18 protein-coding genes and 1 pseudogene are annotated in these 18,998 nt (G+C 68.5%); 15 read left to right on the forward strand and 4 right to left on the reverse strand.

Annotated features, from left to right (window positions below; genetic code table 11):
• The first annotated feature begins 171 nt into the window (after positions 1-171).
• Complete coding sequence (locus tag ACFRKB_RS07110; RefSeq protein ID WP_383104019.1) at positions 172-1,497, forward strand: helix-turn-helix domain-containing protein; 1,326 nt, start codon at positions 172-174, stop codon at positions 1,495-1,497.
• Here ACFRKB_RS07110 and ACFRKB_RS07115 read toward each other — a convergent pair.
• Together ACFRKB_RS07115 and ACFRKB_RS07120 are read right to left on the reverse strand one after the other, a co-directional pair.
• The gene (locus tag ACFRKB_RS07115) at positions 1,494-2,036 is read right to left on the reverse strand and encodes an NUDIX hydrolase (RefSeq protein WP_383104021.1); all 543 of its coding nucleotides are present in this window, start codon (positions 2,034-2,036) and stop codon (positions 1,494-1,496) included. The two genes, ACFRKB_RS07110 and ACFRKB_RS07115, sit on opposite strands and share 4 nt — an antisense overlap.
• A gap of 251 nt (positions 2,037-2,287) precedes the next feature.
• Positions 2,288-2,863 (reverse strand): hypothetical protein, encoded by a 576-nt coding sequence (locus ACFRKB_RS07120; RefSeq protein ID WP_365976965.1) that lies wholly within the window; start codon positions 2,861-2,863, stop codon positions 2,288-2,290.
• Positions 2,864-2,979: 116 nt separating this feature from the next.
• Here ACFRKB_RS07120 and hemL point away from each other — a divergent pair.
• The 7 genes and pseudogenes from hemL to ccsB form a co-directional block, all read left to right on the forward strand.
• A pseudogene (hemL, locus tag ACFRKB_RS07125) lies at positions 2,980-4,293 on the forward strand (glutamate-1-semialdehyde 2,1-aminomutase); the annotation flags it as partial.
• Between the two features lie 59 nt (positions 4,294-4,352).
• The gene (locus ACFRKB_RS07130; protein WP_365976941.1) at positions 4,353-5,045 is read left to right on the forward strand and encodes a histidine phosphatase family protein; all 693 of its coding nucleotides are present in this window, start codon (positions 4,353-4,355) and stop codon (positions 5,043-5,045) included.
• A 238-nt stretch (positions 5,046-5,283) separates the two neighbouring features.
• Entirely contained in the window at positions 5,284-6,534 is a 1,251-nt protein-coding gene (locus ACFRKB_RS07135; protein WP_383104023.1) for a polysaccharide deacetylase family protein, read from the forward strand.
• Between the two features lie 154 nt (positions 6,535-6,688).
• Entirely contained in the window at positions 6,689-7,309 is a 621-nt protein-coding gene (locus ACFRKB_RS07140) for a TlpA family protein disulfide reductase (RefSeq protein WP_383104025.1), read from the forward strand.
• Between the two features lie 49 nt (positions 7,310-7,358).
• Positions 7,359-8,096 carry a cytochrome c biogenesis CcdA family protein gene (locus ACFRKB_RS07145; protein ID WP_383104480.1) on the forward strand — a complete coding sequence of 246 codons (738 nt, stop codon included), beginning with the start codon at positions 7,359-7,361 and terminating at the stop codon, positions 8,094-8,096.
• A gap of 4 nt (positions 8,097-8,100) precedes the next feature.
• Positions 8,101-9,912, forward strand: coding sequence for a cytochrome c biogenesis protein ResB (gene resB, locus ACFRKB_RS07150; RefSeq protein ID WP_383104027.1), 1,812 nt, complete (start codon positions 8,101-8,103; stop codon positions 9,910-9,912).
• Positions 9,909-10,997: a c-type cytochrome biogenesis protein CcsB gene (gene ccsB / locus ACFRKB_RS07155; RefSeq protein ID WP_383104029.1), complete on the forward strand. Its 1,089-nt coding sequence runs from the start codon at positions 9,909-9,911 to the stop codon at positions 10,995-10,997. The genes resB and ccsB overlap by 4 nt, the downstream gene beginning before the upstream one ends.
• Positions 10,998-11,111: 114 nt before the next feature.
• On the opposite strand, the gene ACFRKB_RS07160 is transcribed toward ccsB, so the two are convergent.
• Entirely contained in the window at positions 11,112-11,438 is a 327-nt protein-coding gene (locus ACFRKB_RS07160; protein WP_383104031.1) for a PLD nuclease N-terminal domain-containing protein, read from the reverse strand.
• Between the two features lie 185 nt (positions 11,439-11,623).
• Between ACFRKB_RS07160 and ACFRKB_RS07165 the strand changes: the two genes are divergently transcribed.
• Together ACFRKB_RS07165 and mqnP are read left to right on the forward strand one after the other, a co-directional pair.
• On the forward strand, positions 11,624-13,075 hold the full coding sequence (locus ACFRKB_RS07165) for a menaquinone biosynthesis decarboxylase (RefSeq protein WP_383104032.1): 1,452 nt from the start codon (positions 11,624-11,626) through the stop codon (positions 13,073-13,075).
• Positions 13,072-13,974: a menaquinone biosynthesis prenyltransferase MqnP gene (gene mqnP / locus ACFRKB_RS07170; protein ID WP_383104034.1), complete on the forward strand. Its 903-nt coding sequence runs from the start codon at positions 13,072-13,074 to the stop codon at positions 13,972-13,974. The genes ACFRKB_RS07165 and mqnP overlap by 4 nt, the downstream gene beginning before the upstream one ends.
• A gap of 17 nt (positions 13,975-13,991) precedes the next feature.
• On the opposite strand, the gene ACFRKB_RS07175 is transcribed toward mqnP, so the two are convergent.
• On the reverse strand, positions 13,992-14,606 hold the full coding sequence (locus ACFRKB_RS07175; RefSeq protein ID WP_383104035.1) for a rhomboid family intramembrane serine protease: 615 nt from the start codon (positions 14,604-14,606) through the stop codon (positions 13,992-13,994).
• Positions 14,607-14,789: 183 nt separating this feature from the next.
• Between ACFRKB_RS07175 and ACFRKB_RS07180 the strand changes: the two genes are divergently transcribed.
• The 5 genes from ACFRKB_RS07180 to ACFRKB_RS07200 all read left to right on the forward strand — a co-directional run bounded on the left by ACFRKB_RS07180 (position 14,790) and on the right by ACFRKB_RS07200 (position 18,877).
• A complete protein-coding gene (locus tag ACFRKB_RS07180) occupies positions 14,790-15,509 on the forward strand; it encodes a UbiX family flavin prenyltransferase (protein ID WP_383104037.1) in 720 nt (239 codons plus the stop codon).
• A 102-nt stretch (positions 15,510-15,611) separates the two neighbouring features.
• Complete coding sequence (locus ACFRKB_RS07185; protein WP_030351341.1) at positions 15,612-16,067, forward strand: Lrp/AsnC family transcriptional regulator; 456 nt, start codon at positions 15,612-15,614, stop codon at positions 16,065-16,067.
• 36 nt (positions 16,068-16,103) lie between these two features.
• Positions 16,104-17,084 carry a quinone oxidoreductase family protein gene (locus ACFRKB_RS07190; protein ID WP_383104039.1) on the forward strand — a complete coding sequence of 327 codons (981 nt, stop codon included), beginning with the start codon at positions 16,104-16,106 and terminating at the stop codon, positions 17,082-17,084.
• Positions 17,085-17,136: 52 nt separating this feature from the next.
• The gene (mqnE, locus tag ACFRKB_RS07195) at positions 17,137-18,315 is read left to right on the forward strand and encodes an aminofutalosine synthase MqnE (RefSeq protein ID WP_383104041.1); all 1,179 of its coding nucleotides are present in this window, start codon (positions 17,137-17,139) and stop codon (positions 18,313-18,315) included.
• A 31-nt stretch (positions 18,316-18,346) separates the two neighbouring features.
• The gene (locus tag ACFRKB_RS07200; protein ID WP_383104042.1) at positions 18,347-18,877 is read left to right on the forward strand and encodes a GNAT family N-acetyltransferase; all 531 of its coding nucleotides are present in this window, start codon (positions 18,347-18,349) and stop codon (positions 18,875-18,877) included.
• Positions 18,878-18,998: the final 121 nt, after the last annotated feature.

Raw genomic sequence — 18,998 nt, forward strand, 5'->3', positions numbered from 1 at the left:
GGTCTGGGGACGTACGTACCTCGCGCCCTCTTTCGCGGGCGGTCAGTCGGAGGACCAGCTCACCGCGAGGAGCCATCACGCAATCAGGTCACAGTGATTACCCAACGTGGGTAATCTGCATTACGGCTGCCCAATGGCCGGACGACCGCCTAGGACGGCAGAGGAGCGCATGTGCCCGGACCCCAGCCACAAGGGCTCCCGCCAGAACTGCTCAGGAACTCTGAGTGGCAACGCGCCTGCCGGCAGCGCGACTTCGCGAGTGTGTTCCGCCTCGTGAAGGTGAAAGCCGGCATCTATCCGTCTCGTGTGGCCGCCTTGTGCGGCATGACGCCGAGCCGGGTGGGGGAGATCATGTCGGGGCAGCGCCGGCTCGCTCACATCGATGTCATCGAGCGGGTCGCGGATGGACTTCGTATCCCCGGCGCCTTGCTCGGGCTTGCCCACCGCCCCTGGGAGATCCCTCCGTCCGCCGCCTCCGGGCAGCCTGTGCGGAGGCGTTCGGTTCAGAGCTTCGCAACCGCCGCTGACTCCGAGCAGGAGCGCGAAGCCGAATCCGGCACGGAACTGGACGAGTTGCTGACTCTCGCTGACGGCAGGGTGACGAGATCGACACTTCTCGCCCTCAAGTCATCAGTTGAGGACTACTGGCGCCGTGACGACGAGCACGGCGGCGCAGCCATGCGCCCGGCGGTCGTGGGACACCTTCGGTACGTGATGCAGGTGATGGGCAGCGTCCCGGACCCCTTGCGCCGCGATCTTCAGTCACTCGCCGCCGAACTCGCTCGCCTCGCCGGATGGGCCTACTTCGACGCACGCCAATACAGCACCGCGCGCTCCCATTTCACCCGAGCCCTCCGGCTCTCGCATGGGCAGGACGACTACCTCTTTATGGCAAACGTCCTGTCCTGCATGAGTCTGCAGGCTACCTACGACGGGCAGCCCTCGGACGCGGTGGCGCTGGCCTGCAAAGCCCAAGATGCCGCCCGCACCGCAGGCGGGCAGCCACTGGTGATGTCCATGCTCCACATGCGTGAAGCCTTCGCACACGCCACGCTTCGTGATGCCGCCTCCTGCCATCAATCCATCGGGCGTTCCCGGGAGGCGTACGAACAGGCTCGCGGTCGGGAAGACGAGGCGCCTTCCTGGGTCCGTTACTTCGATGAGACGAAACTGCTCGTCGACACAGGTATCGCTCTTGCCGAACTGGGCGAGTCCGAACGTGCCGAGCCGCTGATCGCCGAGGGCCTTCGACGGGAAACCGGCGCGCAGCGACGTGGCCGTGCCTTCCACGCCTTCTGGTTGGCTACGGTTCAACTGCAACAAGGTCGGCTGGAGGCCGCGTGCGACAGCGCCGGGCTCGCTCTGGACCTCAATGCGTCCCTGGATTCGCCACGCGTAGCACGCCACGTCCACGAGTTTCACTGGCGACTTGCCCCGTACGCGCAAGAGACGCCAGTGGTCGTGTTCGAGCAGCGCATGCGCGACGCGATCGGTTAGCCGGCGGCGCTGGTGGCATCGTCCAGCAGGAGGTACAGCAGCCCGACCAGGCTTCCGCTGCTGACCACCTCGCGACGGTCGATCATGCCGCGGATCTCGGATATCGGGATCCACTCGATACGGTCCGACTCGTTCAGTTCGGTCGGCGGGCCAGCGTAAGCAGCAGCCTGAGCCCGGAAGACGTGATGTTCCGAGTCGGTGATGCCGTTCGCCGGCTGCGCGTACACCAGAGGCTTCAGGCCCTCCACCCGCCAGCCGGTCTCCTCTTCCACCTCACGGGCCGCCGCCTGTTCCGGGGTCTCGTCGGCCTCGATCAGGCCCATCGGCAGTTCCCAGCCCCAGGTGTCCGTGATGAAACGGTGGCGCCACATCATCAGCACCCGCTTCTGCTCGTCCACCACGGCGGCCACGGCAAGATGCCGCATCCGGACCACATGGTGCTCCCACCGTCGGCCGTCCGGCTGCTGGACATCCACGAGCCAGAGATTGACCCACGGATTGCTGTAAATCTGACGCTCGCCATGAACCGTCCACCGCATGAGCCAACTCCCCTTCGCCGCCGTGCAGCTCCAAGAATGTCACTTGGACGAGAAGTCGTCTGCCCATCAGCGATTTCGGGCCGTTACTGGCGTTATCGGTCCGGAGTCACCGGCCCGCGCCCACGTTGGGCGGAGAGTGGTGGCCGACGCGGGTCAGGCGGGGCCAAGTACCTCCGACTCCGGGTTCATCCGGCGTACGTAGATGAGGGCGGAGCCCCAAAGGCCCCGCCCCCGCGCAGCGCGACCTCGGCTCAGGGCCACACCAGGCAGTACGGCTGATGCCCCGCCTCATGCAGCCGATGGCTGAAGTCCTGCCATTCGTGCAGCAGTTGGTAGACGTTGTACGCGTCCCTCGGGCCGCCCCTGTCCGGGACCGTCGACCAGATGAAGGCCGCCGCGCCCACGGATTCCTCGCCGATTCCGCGCAGCGGGTCCACCACCGTCATCGGGAGTTTGACCACCGCGTAATCGGGGTGCAGCACGACCAGTTCGAGCGGCGGCACTTTGTACAGGGGCATGCCCTGAATGCCCGTGAGCACCATCGCCGCTATCGTCTCGGGCTTGATCTTCGTGAACATGCCGTTCATGCCGAGCTCGTCGCCGCCCAGCTCCTCCGGGCGCATGGAAATGGGCACACGCGCGGCCGTGGCTCCGTCGGGCGCGCCGAAGTATTTGTAGGTCACCCCCACCCGGCCACCACTCCTGCTTTCCGGCGTTCCTGGAAGTTGCTCCCGCGCCTCGCGTTCGCGCCGTCGATGCTTTCCACGCCGGGCAGGCTCGGGACCGAGGTCGTCGGTTCCCTCGCCCAGTCCGCCACCGCGATGCATATCTCCACCCGACCACTCGCAGCCATGGCCGCGCAACCCGATCATCGTGACAGTGACCTCCCCCACGAACGTCCGGTGAAACACCTGTCCGCAAGAACGTCCGAGCCTCTGACACCATGGATTCCGTGAGCTTCCCCTATGACGCCCCAGTTTCGCAGACGCTTTTCGACCGCGCGGCCCTCGTGACGCCCGGCGGCGTGAACTCTCCCGTCCGCGCCTTCCGCGCGGTGGGCGGTACGCCCCGGTTCATGGTGTCCGGTAACGGTCCATACCTCATCGATGCGGACGGCCGTGAATATGTCGACCTCGTATGTTCTTGGGGGCCGATGATTCTCGGACATTCCCATCCGGAGGTCGTCGAAGCGGTCCAGGCCGCCGTCGCCCGCGGTACGTCCTTCGGCACGCCCGGTGAGGGCGAGGTGGCGCTCGCCGAGGAGATCGTGGGCCGGGTCGGGCCCGTCGAGCAGGTACGGCTCGTGTCGTCCGGGACCGAGGCGACCATGTCCGCCATCCGGCTCGCCCGCGGTTTCACCGGGCGCGCCAAGGTCGTGAAGTTCGCCGGCTGCTACCACGGGCATGTCGACGCGCTGCTCGCCGCGGCGGGGTCCGGGGTCGCGACCCTCGGGCTGCCGGACACCCCCGGGGTGACCGGCGCGCAGGCCGGGGACACCATCGTGCTGCCGTACAACGATCTTGACGCCGTGCGCCGGGCGTTCGCCGCGCACCCCGGCGAGATCGCCTGTGTGATCACCGAGGCGTCGCCCGGCAACATGGGCGTCGTACCGCCCCGGGACGGGTTCAACGCCGGGCTCAAGGATCTCTGCGCCGCCGATGGCGCGCTGTACATCTCGGACGAGGTGATGACCGGGTTCCGTACGTCGAAGGCCGGCTGGTACGGCGTCGACGGGGTCGTGCCCGACCTGATGACCTTCGGCAAGGTCATGGGCGGCGGCTTCCCGGCCGCCGCGTTCGGCGGGCGCGCCGATGTCATGGGGCGGCTCGCCCCGGCGGGCCCCGTCTACCAGGCGGGCACGCTCTCCGGGAACCCGGTCGCCACCGCCGCGGGCCTCGCGCAGCTGCGGCTGCTCGACGACGCGGCGTACGCGAAGATCGACGCCGTCTCGCGGCAGATCCAGGGGCTGGTGACGGAGGCGCTCGGCAAGGAGGGCGTCGCCCACCGCGTACAGACGGCGAGCAACATGTTCTCCGTCTTCTTCACGGCCGACGAGGTCCGTGACTACGAGGGCGCCAAGAAGCAGGAGTCGTTCCGCTTCACGCCCTTCTTCCACTCACTGCTGGCCGATGGCGTCTATCTGCCGCCGTCCTCCTTCGAGTCCTGGTTCGTCTCCACCGCCCACGACGAGCGCGCGATCGAGCGGATCGCCGCCGCGCTGCCGGCCGCCGCCCGCGCCGCCGCCGAAGCGACCGCCCCCGAGCCCGGCCGGCTCAAGGCCACCGCCCCCGAACCCAGCGACCCGGAGAACGCCGCATGAGCACGAGCGAAGAGATCGAAGAGATCACCGTCGTCCATCTCATGCGCCACGGCGAAGTGCACAACCCGGACGGTGTCCTCTACGGCCGACGCCCCGGCTACCACCTCTCCGAGCTGGGCAGGCAGATGGCCGACCGGGTCGCCGAGCACCTCGCGGACCGTGACATCACTCACGTCGTCGCCTCCCCCCTGGAGCGCGCGCAGGAGACCGCGGCCCCCATCGCCAAGAGCCATGGGCTGACCCTCGACACCGACGACCGGCTGATCGAGGCCGCGAACGTCTTCGAGGGCAAGACCTTCGGGGTCGGTGACGGCGCGCTGCGCAAGCCCGGCAACTGGAGGTACCTCACCAACCCGTTCCGGCCGTCCTGGGGCGAGCCCTATATCGACCAGGTCGTACGGATGATGGGCGCCCTGAACGCCGCGCGCGACGCGGCCCGCGGGCACGAGGCGGTCTGCGTCAGCCATCAGCTGCCGATCTGGATCGTGCGGAGCTTCGTCGAGCGGCGCAGGCTGTGGCACGACCCGCGCCGCCGGCAGTGCACGCTCGCGTCTCTGACCAGCTTCACCTATCAGGGCGACAAGATCGTCTCCGTCGGCTACTCCGAGCCGGCCCGTGATCTCGTACCGGCCCATCTGCTCCCCGGCGCCCGGCCGGTCAAGGGCGGTGCCAAGGCCTTCGGGGCCTGAACGCCCCCAGCCCGCCGCGCACTCCCGACCCGCCGCACGCTCCTGACCCGCCGCACGCTCCCAGCCCGCTGAACACTCACAGTCCGTTGATCACTTCTGTCATATCTGTCGCTACATCAGCAAAGATCAGTAAAGATATGACAAGTACAGGAACCTCCGCGTTCGTCACCTCATCTCTCGTGTTGCCGCTTGTAAGACTTTTATTCGCGGCGTACGGGCGAGCGCGGATGGGAACTGTATGCGTGACATCAGCCGAAGGAGTCTGCTCGGAGCGGGCATCGGAGCCGCCGCCGCGATCGGGATCGCGGGCTGCTCCACGGGCGGGAGCGGCACGGTCCGCCACACGGAGGTGGGCAAGGGCGGGGGTGAGAGCGGAGGCGGGACGGGCGGCGCCAGCCCCCTCGGTAAGGAGGTCCGGCTCATAGGGGACGGTTCCACTTCCGACACGGGAAAGCAGCCGCGTCAGCCGCCCGCCCCGGTCCCCCTGGAGCCCGGCCAGACCCCGCCGCAGTTCGTGATCTTCTCCTGGGACGGGGCCGGCGAGGTCGGCAACGGACTCTTCCCGCGCTTCCTGGAACTCGCCAGGAACCACGACGCGGCGATGACGTTCTTCCTCTCCGGTCTCTATCTGCTGCCGGAGTCGAAGAAGACGCTCTACCGCCCGCCCAACAACCCCGTCGGCGCCTCCGACATCGGCTATCTCACCGACGGCCACATCAAGGACACGCTCAAGAACGTCCGCCAGGCGTGGCTGGACGGTCATGAGATCGGTACGCACTTCAACGGGCACTTCTGCGCCGGCTCCGGCTCCGTCGGCGACTGGACCCCGCAGCAGTGGCGCAGCGAGATCGACCAGGCTGTGTCCTTCGTCACCGAGTGGCGTACGAACAGCGGCTGGACCGACCTCGACCCGCTGCCCTTCGACTACCGCAAGGAACTGATCGGCGCCCGTACGCCCTGTCTGCTCGGCCAGGAGAATCTGCTGCTGACGGCGAAGAAGCTGGGCTGGCGTTACGACGCGAGTTCGCCCGGCGGTACGCAGCGGTGGCCGGACAAGAAGCTCGGCATCTGGGATTTCCCGCTCCAGCAAGTCCCGTTCCCCGGGCGGAGCTTCGAGGTCCTTTCGATGGACTACAACATCCTCGCCAATCAGTCGGGGAATTCGACGAACGGCATGGCCTCGCGTTACCCGGAGTGGCGCAAGCAGGCCACCGACGCGTATCTCGGCGGTTTCAACCGCGCGTACGAGTCGAATCGCGCGCCCTTCTTCATCGGCAACCACTTCGAGCAGTGGAACGGAGGGATCTATATGGACGCCGTCGAGGAGGCGCTGAAGGGGATGGCGGGCAAGAAGGACGTACGGCTCGTCTCGTTCCGGCAGTTCACCGACTGGCTCGACGCGCAGAACCCCGCCGTACTCGACAAGCTCCGCACTCTGGAGGTCGGCCAGGCCCCCGCAGGCGGCTGGAACACATTCTTCAAAGCCTGAGAAGCCTGAGAAGCCGGAGCAGCCTGAAGGCCGGGAAGGCCGAGAAGGGCCCCCGAGCGCCGCGCCCGGCTCGCGCGCGGCTCTTTACAACGGGCTTTACGGGCAGCCAGGGGGGTGCGCAAGATCCCTGAATCGCCCATGCGAAACTTTTCACATGAACTCAGGCCGCGCTCCCCGACGCCGCTCCGAGCGACGATTCCGCGCCCTCCCACCGGTTGTCGTCGGCGTGGCGGCACTGACGCTCTCGGCCTGCGGGGGCGGCGGCAAGTCCGGCGGCGGCGGTGACACCAACTTCGTCACGAACACCGGTGGCATCTCCACCGTCGCGGCGGCCGACCGCAAGCCCGCCGGCCGGCTCTCCGGCGAGACCCTGGACGGCGAGCAGCTCGACGTCGCCGATCTCAAGGGCAAGATCGTCGTGATGAACGTCTGGGGATCGTGGTGCCCGCCCTGCCGCGCCGAGGCCCCGCACTTCGCGAAGGTCGCCAAGGAGACCGAGTCGAAGGGCGTGGCGTTCGTCGGGATCAACACCCGGGACGCCAACAAGGGCCCGGCGCTCGCGTTCGAGAAGGACTACGGCGTCCCGTACCCGAGTCTGTACGACCCGGCGGGCAAGCTCATCGTCAACGGCTTCCCCAAGGGAAGTCTCAACCCGCAGTCCATCCCCTCCACGATCGTGCTCGACCGGGACGGGAAGATCGCGGCCCGCGCGCTGATGGCGCTCGACGAGGAGAAGCTGCGCAAGATGATCGACCCGCTGATCGCGGAGAAGTGATCCCGTGCAGGTCAGTGATCCCGTGCAGATTCTCGCCGCGACCCCCGGCATGAACGAGACGGTCTACAGCGGAGCGATGCTGCTCGCGCTGCCGATCGCCCTGCTGGGCGGGCTCATCTCCTTCTTCTCGCCGTGCGTGCTGCCGCTCGTGCCGGGCTATCTCTCGTATGTCACCGGCGTCAGCGGAACGGATCTGGCGGAGGCCAGACGGGGCCGGATGGTCGTCGGCGCCTCGCTCTTCGTCGTCGGCTTCACCGCGGTCTTCGTCTCGGGCGGGGCGCTCTTCGGCTACTTCGGGTCGACGCTCCAGGACCATCGCGAAGTCCTCTCCAAGGTGCTCGGCGTCCTGATGATCCTCATGGGTGTGTTCTTCATGGGGATGATGCCCTGGCTCACCCAGCGCGAATTCCGCTTCCACAAGCGGCCGGTGAGCGGTCTGGCGGGCGCGCCCCTGCTGGGTGCTCTCTTCGGGATCGGCTGGACGCCGTGCCTCGGGCCGACCATCTCCTCGGTGAACGCCCTCGCGTTCGACCAGGCGAGCGCGGGCCGCGGGGCCGTCCTGACCGTCGCGTACTGCCTCGGTCTCGGTCTGCCGTTCGTGCTCGCGGCGGTGGCGTTCCGCAAGGCGCTCGGGGCGTTCGGCTGGATAAAGCGCCACCACGTATGGGTGATGCGCATCGGAGGCGCGATGATGATCCTGACCGGTCTTGCGCTGCTGACCGGCGCGTGGGACAGCATCGTGCAGGACATGCAGACCTGGTCCGACGGCTTCACGGTGGGGATCTAGTTCCATGAGCAAGGCATCCATGAACGACACCTCGACCAACGGCCCCGGAGCCGCGGCGGCGACCGAAGACGACACGGGAACCAAAGGCACCCGAACCAACGGCCCCGGAGCCGCCGCGGCCACCGACGACGGCACCGCCGAGCGCGCCCGCGACGCCCGCGAACTCGGCGACGCCGGGTCCGCCCTCTCCACCGCCCCCCGCGAGGAGCGCGAGGACACCACCATCGGCGGCCCCACCCTCGGGATCGTCGGCTGGCTCCGCTGGTTCTGGCGCCAGCTCACCTCCATGCGCGTCGCGCTGATCCTCCTCTTCCTGCTCTCCCTCGGCTCCATCCCCGGCTCGCTGATCCCGCAGGCCGGCATCGACGAGCTGAAGGTGCAGGACTTCAAGGAGCGGCACGAGACGCTCGCGCCGATCTACGAAAGCCTCCAGCTCTTCCACGTCTACAGCTCGGTGTGGTTCTCCGCGATCTACATCCTGCTGTTCATCTCCCTCATCGGCTGTATCGTCCCGCGCACCTGGCAGTTCGCCGGCCAGCTGCGCAGCCGTCCGCCGGGCGCGCCCAAGCGCCTCAACCGGATGCCGGCGTACGCGACGTGGCGCACCACCGCCGAGCCCGGGGCCGCCCGCGAGGCCGCGCTCGCGATCCTCAGGAAGCGCCGCTTCCGCGTCCATACCGTCGGTGACGCGGTCGCCGCCGAGAAGGGCTATCTCCGCGAGGCCGGCAACCTCGCCTTCCACATCGCGCTGATCGTGATGCTGGTGGCCTTCGCGAGCGGACAGCTCCTCAAGTCCGAGGGCGGCAAGCTGATCGTGGAGGGCGACGGCTTCTCCAACACCCTCACCCAGTACGACGACTTCAAGTCCGGTTCCCTCTTCAACACGGACGAGCTCACGCCGTTCAGCTTCACCCTGGACGCGTTCACGGGAACGTACGAGCGCAGCGGGCCGCAACTGGGCACCCCCCGGACCTTCAAGGCCGACGTCCGGTACACCACCGACGCGACCGGTCCGGAGAAGAAGGCGGTCATCGAGGTCAACAAGCCCCTCGACGTCGACGGCTCGAAGGTCTATCTCATCGCCCACGGGTACGCCCCCGTCGTCACCGTCAAGGACGGCCGCGGCAAGGAGGTCTTCCAGGGCGCGGTCCCGCTGCTGCCGATCGACAACAACGTCTCGTCCACGGGCGCCATCAAGATCATGGACGGCTACCGCGACAAGAACGGCAAGAAGGACCAGCTGGGCTTCGCCGCGTTCTTCGTGCCGACGTACGGCGGCAAGGGCTCCGGGCAGATGTTCTCCCGGTTCCCCGCGCTCGACTTCCCGGTGCTCAACGTCGGCGCGTACCACGGCAGTCTGGGTGTCGACTCCGGGCTGCCGCAGAACGTCTACCAGCTGAACACCGACAAGATGAAGCCCTTCAAGGACGCCAAGGGCAATGTCCTGAAGAAGACCCTGCTGCCGGGCGACTCGCTCACCCTGCCCGACGGCGCCGGCTCCATCACCTTCGAGAAGGAGGTCAAGGAGTGGGCGAGCTTCCAGATCTCGCACGAGCCCGGTAACACCTGGGCACTCGGCGGCGCGATCGCCGCCATCGTGGGGCTGGCCGGTTCGCTCTTCATCCAGCGGCGCCGGGTCTGGGTCCGGGCCGTACGGGGCGCCGACGGCGTCACCGTCATCGAGATGGCGGGACTCGGCCGCAGTGAGTCCGTCAGGCTCCCCGAGGAACTGGCCGAACTGGCCGGCACCCTCCATTCAGAGGCGCCCAGCGCGCCTGATCCCGCAGAAAAGACCGTTGAAGGGGCTGAGAAGTGAATCTCGCCGCCGCAGCAACCAATGAGAGCCTGGCACAGACCAGCAATGTGCTGATCTATTCGGCCATGGCCGTCTACCTGCTGGCCTTCTTCGCGCACATCGCCGAGTGGCTGTTCGGCAGCCGCAGCAAGGTCGCCAGGACCGCCGCCGCGCTGACCGGCGACGCGAAGTCCGCGGCGGTGCCGGTGCGGGTACGGTCCGCGCGGGAGGGCGGTTCCACCGCCGTCCTGGAGCGGCCGAAGGTCATCACCCGCTCCGCGAGCGGCAGTCGCGATCTGCCCGACGGTCCCGGCGCGGCCGGCGGTGACGCGCAGGGCGATCTGTACGGCCGGATCGCCATCTCCCTCACGGTCCTCGCCTGGGGCATCGAGGCGGTCGGGGTGGTCACCCGCGCGCTGTCCGTGCAGCGGGCGCCGTGGGGCAACATGTACGAGTTCAACATCACGATCACCACCGTGGCCGTCGGTGTCTATCTCGCCTTCCTCGCGGCGAGGAAGAACGTCCGCTGGATCGGACTGCCGCTACTCATCACGGTCCTGCTCGATCTCGGGCTCGCCATCACCGTCCTGTACACCGACAGCGACCAGTTGGTCCCGGCGCTGCATTCGTACTGGCTGTGGATCCATGTCTCCACGGCGATCTTCTGCGGCGCGGTCTTCTACGTCGGTGGACTGTCCACGGTTCTCTACCTCTTCCGTGAGCGGTACGAGTCGAAGCTCGCCGCCGGCCTCAAGCCCGGCTCCTTCGCGACCTCGGTGCTGGAACGGCTGCCGGCCGCGGCGACGCTCGACAAGTTCGCGTACCGCGTCAACGCCGCGGTCTTCCCGCTCTGGACGTTCACGATCGTCGCGGGCGCGATCTGGGCGGGCGACGCCTGGGGCCGCTACTGGGGCTGGGACCCCAAGGAGGTCTGGTCCTTCATCACCTGGGTCGCGTACGCCGCTTATCTGCACGCCCGCGCCACCGCCGGCTGGAAGGGCCGCAAGGCCGCCTATCTGGCGCTGATCGCCCTCGGCTGCTGGCTCTTCAACTATTACGGCGTGAACATCTTCGTCACGGGCAAGCACTCGTACGCGGGGGTGTAACCCGTAACTTCGTGTGCGCCGGGATGAATCCCGCGTACACCGGATACATCAAGAGGCGCCCTCCGCGGTATTGACTCCGCGTGGGGCGCCCCTGTATGTGCGAATAAACGGCCTTCAGTGCTTCGGCGGGGTGTCGTCCGCGCCGCCGCCCTTCTCACGCCGCTCGTCCCTCTTGTCGTCCCTCGTGTCGTCCTTGAGGGAGTTGAGGAACTCCGGGTTGTCGTCGGGCGCCACCCAGCCGCCCCGGCGCGCCGCCGTCGTCGTCCGCTCCCGGCCCACGATCAGCCACGAGATGGAGCCGACCAGCGGGAAAAGCAGCACCAGAATCGCCCAGATGGGCTTGGGGAGGTACCGGATCTCCTTCTCATCGGTCGTGATGCAGTCGATGAAGGCGTAGATGCTGAGAGCCAACGGCACCAGAATCATCAGCACCCGAAGCATGGAGTCCCCTTTTAAGTGGAGATCGAGACCGGGTGAGCGGCCCCCTGACACCACCAGGGTAGCGAGTAACCGATCAGACCCGGTCCTGGTCGGTCACGCTCGCCGCTCGTGCGGGCTCCGGCTCGCGGGCCGCGGGCGGTAAGCCCCCGGCGGACCGCGCCCGAAGGGATGACACACTGGAACGCATGGCTTACGACGATCTCCGCTCGCTGCTCCGGGCGCTGGAGCGCGAGGGCGACCTCAAGCGCATCAAGGCCGAAGTCGACCCGTACCTGGAAGTCGGGGAGATCGTCGACCGGGTGAACAAGGCGGGCGGGCCCGCGCTGCTCTTCGAGAACGTGCGCGGCTCGGCGATGCCCCTCGCCATGAACGTGTACGGCACGGACCGCCGGCTGCTGAAGGCGCTGGGGCTGAAGTCGTACACCGATATCAGCGACAAGATCGGCGGACTGCTCAAGCCGGAGCTGCCGCAGGGCTTCATCGGGGTGCGCGAGGCGTTCGGGAAGCTCAGTTCCGTGGCGCACGTACCGCCGAAGAAGATCAAGGACGCGCCCGTCCAGGAGGTCGTCCTCACCGGCGACGACGTCGATCTCGACCAGCTGCCCGCGCTGTTCACCTGGCCCGAGGACGGCGGCTCCTTCTTCAACCTCGGTCTCACCCACACCAAGCAGCCCGAGACCGGCGTCCGCAATCTCGGGCTCTACCGGCTCCAGCGCCATGACCGGCGCACCATCGGGATGCACTGGCAGATCCACAAGGACAGCCGCAACCACTACCAGGTGGCCGCCAAGCGCGGTGAACGGCTGCCCGTCGCGATCGCGTTCGGCTGTCCGCCCGCCGTGACGTACGCCTCGACCGCCCCGCTGCCCGGTGATATCGACGAGTACCTCTTCGCGGGCTTCGTCCAGGGCCGGCGTATCGAGATGGTCGACTGCAAGACCGTGCCGCTCCAGGTGCCCGCCAACGCCGAGGTGGTCATCGAGGGTTGGCTCGAACCGGGCAAGATGCTGCCCGAGGGCCCGTTCGGCGACCACACCGGCTTCTACACCCCGCAGGAGCCGTTCCCGGCGCTCACCATCGACTGTGTGACGATGCGGAAGCGCCCGCTGCTCCAGTCGATCGTGGTCGGCAGGCCGCCGACGGAGGACGGGCCGCTGGGGCGGGCGACGGAACGGTTCTTCCTGCCACTGCTGAAGATCATCGTGCCGGACATCGTGGACTACCACCTGCCCGAGTCGGGCGGCTTCCACAACTGCGCGATCGTCTCGATCGACAAGAAGTACCCCAAGCACGCGCAGAAGGTGATGCACGCGATCTGGGGCGCGCACATGATGTCGCTGACCAAACTGATCGTGGTCGTCGACGCGGACTGCGATGTGCACGATCTGCACGAGGTGTCCTGGCGGGCGCTGGGCAACACCGACTACGCGCGCGACCTCACCGTCGTCGAGGGCCCGGTCGACCATCTCGACCACTCCTCCTACCAGCAGTTCTGGGGCGGCAAGGCGGGGATCGACGCGACGAGGAAGCTCCCCGAGGAGGGGTACACCCGGGACGGCGGCTGGCCGGAGATGGTCGAGTCCGACCCGGAGACGGCGGCGAAAGTCGACCGCCGGTGGAGGGAGTACGGGCTGTGACGAGCGCAGCGGCGGCAGTACCGCAGCCGGGCAGGACCAGGGCTTTTCTGCGGCTGGTGATGATCGAGCACTCGGTCTTCGCGCTGCCGTTCGCCTATATCGCGGCGCTGACCGCGATGTTCCAGCTGGACGGGAACGTCCACTGGGTCAAGCTGCTGCTGGTCACCATCGCGATGGTCGGGCTCCGTACGTTCGCGATGGCCTGCAACCGGATCATCGACCGCGAGATCGACGCGCGCAATCCGCGCACGGCGGGACGCGAACTGGTGACGGGCGCGGTCTCGGTGCGCTCCGCGTGGACGGGCGCGGCCGTGGCCGTCGTCTTCTTCCTCGGGGCCGCGGCGGCGCTCAATCCGCTCTGTCTCGCCCTCGCGCCCATCGCCGTGATCCCGATGGTGGTCTATCCGTACGGGAAGAGGTTCACCAACTTCCCGCACGCCATCCTCGGCATCGCCCAGGCCATGGGCCCGGTCGGCGCCTGGCTCGCGGTCACCGGCAGCTGGTCGTGGGACGCGGTGATCCTCGGGCTGGCGGTCGGTATCTGGATCGGCGGCTTCGACCTGATCTTCGCCTGCCAGGACGTCCAGGCGGACCGCGCGCACGGCGTGCTGTCCGTACCGGCCCGGTTCGGTATCCCGGCGGCGCTGTACGGGGCGCGCGCCTGCCATGCCGTGACCGTGGCGCTGCTGGTCTGGTACGCGCTGGCCACGGACGCCGGGGCGTTCTTCTGGACCGGGCTGGCCGTCGTCGCCGGCGCGTTCCTGTACGAGCACACGATCGTGAAGCCGGGCGATCTGTCCCGGCTGAACAGGGCGTTCTTCAGCGTCAACGGCTTCATCGGGATAATCCTGTTCGCCGCCGCGCTGCTGGATCTCCTGGTGCGCGGCCTGACGCTGTAGGGCCTACCCGCGCTTGTTCATATGCGCTCGTTCAGCGGGGGCGGCCTGCGGAACATGAACGCGGCCAGCACCCCGCCGATCAGCCCGAAGAGATGGCCCTGCCAGCTGACGGCCGAGTTGGTCGGCAGGACGCCCCACAGGGCCGAGCCGTAGAACACGAGGACCAGCAGACCGGTCACGATGTCCACCGCGTTGCGGTCGACGAAGCCGCGCACCAGCAGATAGCCGAGCAGCCCGAAGACGACCCCGGAGGCGCCCGCCGTGACCGTGTGGTCGGCGGCGGTGAGCCAGACGCCCAGCCCGCCGACGACCATGATCGTGAACACGACGGCGGCGAACCGCCGCAGGCCGGTCAGCGCGGCGAGGAAGCCGAGCACCAGCAGCGGCACGGAGTTGGAGACGAGATGGTCGTAGCCGTGGTGCAGGAAGGCCATCGGGATGACATCGCGCAGCTCGCCGACGTCACGCGGGCTCAGTCCGTACGTACTGAGCGAGCCCGTCGCGCCGTTCACCGCTTCGAGCACCCAGAGCAGCGTGACCCAGCCGATCATGACGGCCGCGGCCGGCTTCATCCGTGAGGTCCGGCTCCGTGCGGTCGTGCCGCCGGACATGCCTCTGGTCGGATACGGCATCAGGCCCCCCTCTGGTCACTGCTCGTCTGTCGGTCCGTCCGTCCGGATGTCTTCCTGTCCGTATGCACAGTCTGTCCGTATGCACAGTGTTCCCACGGTCCGTGTTCCCGTGGTTCTGTCCCTGTGAACGTCCGGGGTACGGCCATCGGTTCCTGTCCCGGGCCGCCGGATAGGCTCGGATCCGTGAAGCCCGCACCGTACGAAGACCAGAACACCCCGCGACAGCCCCGGCGGCCCTGGGTCGTCGGCGTCTCGGGGGCGTCCGGGACGCCGTACGCCGCGGCCGTGCTGCGGGGGCTGCTGGACGCGGGCGAGAGCGTCGATCTCGTGGTCAGCCGGGCCTCACGGCTGACGCTGCTCGACGAGACGGGCATCGCCTTCAGGGACGCGCGCTGGCGGGACGATCTGCGCACCTGGCTGGCGCGCGGCGCGGACGGCAAGCCGGACACTTTCGACGTGAAGCTGAGCCGGGACCCCGGCGCGGACGACGTACGGCACTGGCCGGCCGGAGATCTGGCGGCCGGCCCGTCCTCGGGCTCGTACCCCGTGAAGGGGATGCTGATCGTGCCCGCGTCCACGGCGAGCGTGGCCGGGGTGGCGCTCGGACTGTCGAAGGATCTGCTCCAGCGCGCGGCGAGCGTGACCCTGAAGGAGCGGCGGACGCTGGTGGTCGCCGTACGGGAGACGCCGCTCAACGGGCAGACGCTGAAGCATCTGGTGTCGCTGGACGAGGCGGGCGCCGTGGTGCTGCCCGCCTCTCCCGCGTTCTACGCGGGGGCGACGCACATCCAGGATCTGGTGGATTTCGTCGCCGGGCGGGTCCTGGACGCGGCCGGGGTGCCGCACCGGCTGTACCGCCGCTGGGAGGGGAAGCTCGGCGGCTCTCGGGGTGACGGTGCCTGAAACAGATCCCGGATCCAAGGATTCATAGGATTTCACCCCTGCATGCCTTAGATTGTGTCTATAATCTTGCGAGATCGCCGAATAATGGAAGGCTTCAGGCATATGGACGCCGTGGATAGGCAGCTCATCCAGGCCCTCAGAGAGAACGGCAGAGCCTCGTACGCCGAACTCGGCAGGCTCGTCGGGCTCTCCGGGCCCAGCGTCACCGACCGTATCAACCGTCTCGAAGCGGCGGGCGTCATCACCGGCTACCGCGCCACGGTCGACTCGGCCTCGCTCGGCCTCGGCGTCACCGCGCTGATCGGGATCTCGCTCTCCGACGCCGCCGACCACGAGGACGTGGCCCGCCGGATGCGCGATCTCGGGGAGATCGAGGACTGCTGGTTCATCGCGGGCGACGACTCGTACATGCTGAAGGTCCGCGCGAGCGACGTGGACGGCCTGGAGAAGACGATCCGCCGGCTGAGCGGCACGAAGGGCGTCTCCCGGACCCGTACCACCATCGTGCTCTCCACCAAGTGGGAGAACCGGGTGGGGGAGCTGCCCGAGGAGGTCTGACGCCGCGCCAGCCCGACCGGAGAAGGGGAAGCGACTGTGCGCATCGTCCGGCACCACGAGTACGGCCCGTCCCGGGTGCTGCGGACCGAGAAGGCCGAACCGCCCGCCCACGGCCCGGAGGACGTGCTCGTCCGCGCGGAGGCCATCGGCGTCGACCACGCCGACGTACAGCGCCGCCTCGGCACCTTCCCGCTCGGCGCCCCGCCGCTTCCGTACTGCCCCTCCACGGATGTCGCCGGCACGGTGGTGGCGGCCGGCGGCCGGGTGACCGGGATCGAGCCGGGACAGCGGGTCGTCGTATGGCAGGCCCCCGACGCGTACGCGGAGTTCGTCGCCGCCCCCGCCGCGCGCGTGCTGCCGCTGCCGGACGGCCTCGGCTTCGCGGAGGCCACGCTGCTCGGCACCACCGGCCGGGTCGCGGTGCATCTGCTCCAGACCGCGCGGGTGGCCGCCGGGGAGACGGTGCTCGTGCACGCGGGCGCGGGCGCGATCGGCCATATCGCCGTACAGGCGGCCCGTGCGCTCGGCGCTCGGCGGGTCATCGCCACCGCCGGCTCAGCGCGCAAGCGGGAGTTCGTACGCTCGCTCGGCGCGGACGCGGCCGTCGACTACACCGCCCCCGACTGGCCCGACCGGGTCCGTGACGCGGCCGGACCGCGGGGCGTGGACGTGGTCCTCGACGGCGTCGGCGGCCCCCGGCTCCTCGACGGCGTCCGGCTGCTCGCGCCGTACGGACGGCTCGTGTTCTACGGCGCGTCCGGCGGCGACGGCGAGCAGCCGGCCGTCCCGGTCATGGATCTGATGGGCATGCGGCAGGTGACGGGATTCAGCATGGCCGCCATGCTGCGCGACAGCCCGGCGCTCGCGGAGGAGGGCGTACGACTGCTGGTCCGGCTGGTCGCGGACGGTTCCGTACGGCCGGTGATCCATGAGCGGGTGCCGCTCGACGAGGCCGCCCGCGCGCATGACCTGCTCGAACAGCGCCTCAGCATGGGCCGCGTCGTTCTCGTACCGTGAGGGGCGTAGTCTCGACTGGCACGATTTGGCAGACATAGTGGGAGGCGGCCTGATGACTGCATCTGTTCAGGATGTGGGTCTCAAGCGCGAGCTGGAGGCGAAGATCCGGGCCGGCGAGCGGCTGACCCGTGAGGACGGCATCGCGCTGTACGAGTCGGACGATCTGGCCTGGCTCGGCGGTCTCGCCCACGAGGTGCGCACGCGCAAGAACGGTGACGTCGTCCACTTCAACGTCAACCGTCACCTCAACATGACGAACGTGTGCACCGCTTCCTGCGCCTACTGCTCGTTCCAGCGCAAGCCGGGCGAGAAGGACGCGTACACGATGCGCATCGAGGAGGCCGTCCGCCTCGCCAAGGCGATGGAGAACGAGAACCTCACCGAGCTGCACATCGTCAACGGCCTCCACCCGACGCTGCCGTGGCGCTACTACCCGCGCTCGCTCAGCGCGCTGAAGGAAGCCCTCCCGCAGGTCTCCCTCAAGGCGTTCACCGCCACCGAGATCCACCACTTCGAGACGATCTCCGGCCTGTCGGCCTCCGAGATCCTCGACGAGCTGATCGAGGCCGGGCTGGAGTCGCTGACCGGCGGCGGCGCCGAGATCTTCGACTGGGAGGTCCGGCAGCACATCGTCGACCACAACACCCACTGGGAGGACTGGTCGCGCATCCACCGGCTCGCGCACGAGAAGGGGCTCAAGACCCCGGCGACGATGCTGTACGGGCACATCGAGGAGCCCCGGCACCGCGTCGACCATGTGCTGCGGCTGCGTGAACTCCAGGACGAGACCGGCGGTTTCCAGGTCTTCATCCCGCTGCGCTACCAGCACGACTTCGTGGACATGAAGGACGGCAAGATCCGCAACCGCCTCCAGGCCCGTACGACCATGGCCACGGGCGCCGAGGCGCTGAAGACCTTCGCGGTCTCCCGGCTGCTCTTCGACAACGTCCCGCACGTCAAGGTCTTCTGGGTGATGCACGGCGTGCAGACCGCCCAACTCGCCCTCCAGCACGGCGCGGACGACATGGACGGCTCGGTCGTCGAGTACAAGATCACGCACGACGCGGACAACTACGGCACGCCCAACAAGCTCGGCCGTGAGGATCTGCTCGACCTCATCCGCGACGCGGGCTTCCGGCCCGTCGAGCGGAACACCCGGTACGAGATCATCCGCGAGTACCCGGGCCCCGACGCCGGCCGCCGCGAGTCCCCGCAGCCCATGCGGGTCTGAGCGGGCGCGCGGAGCTGAGAGGGCAGACGCGATGGCGCTCACATTCGAGCTGGATCCGGCGGTGGACCCCGCCCTGCGCGACGGAGTTCTGGCGCTCTGGGCGGACGTCTCCAACGCGGGCGGTGCCGTCGGATTCGTACCGCCGGTCACGGCGGACGACATACGGCCCGAGCTGGTCAAGCACTTCGCCGCCATGACCGAGGGCCGGGTCCGGCTGCTGGTCGGGTACGACGAGGAGGGCGCCGTCGCCGCGACGGCGTTCCTCACGCTCAACACCCACCGGCTGATGCGGCACTGGCTCTGGCTCTACACCGTGATGGTCCACCCCCGGCACCAGGGCAAGGGGTACGGCCGCGACCTGATGGCCGCCGCCGCGGACGCCGCCCGCGGGATCGAGTCCATCGAGGCGATCCGGCTCACCTGCCGAGGGGGCACGGGCGTCGACAGGTTCTACGCCTCCTGCGGCTACAAGGAGGTCGGGCGGGTGCCGGACGCGATCAGGGTCGCCCCGGGTGACGACCGTGACGACATCACGATGCTGCTCCCGCTGGACCGGTACTGAACGGCCCGTGCTTGACTGGTAGGACTCGGACATACCGCGACGTCGGACCCACGGCGACGCCAGTACGCCAGGAAGAGAAGAGAAAGAGGACCCGCTGTGACCGTTTCGAAGACAGGCGCCA

Origin of the sequence: Streptomyces scopuliridis (genome assembly GCF_042790125.1) — a bacterium.
Taxonomy (GTDB): domain Bacteria; phylum Actinomycetota; class Actinomycetes; order Streptomycetales; family Streptomycetaceae; genus Streptomyces; species Streptomyces scopuliridis_A.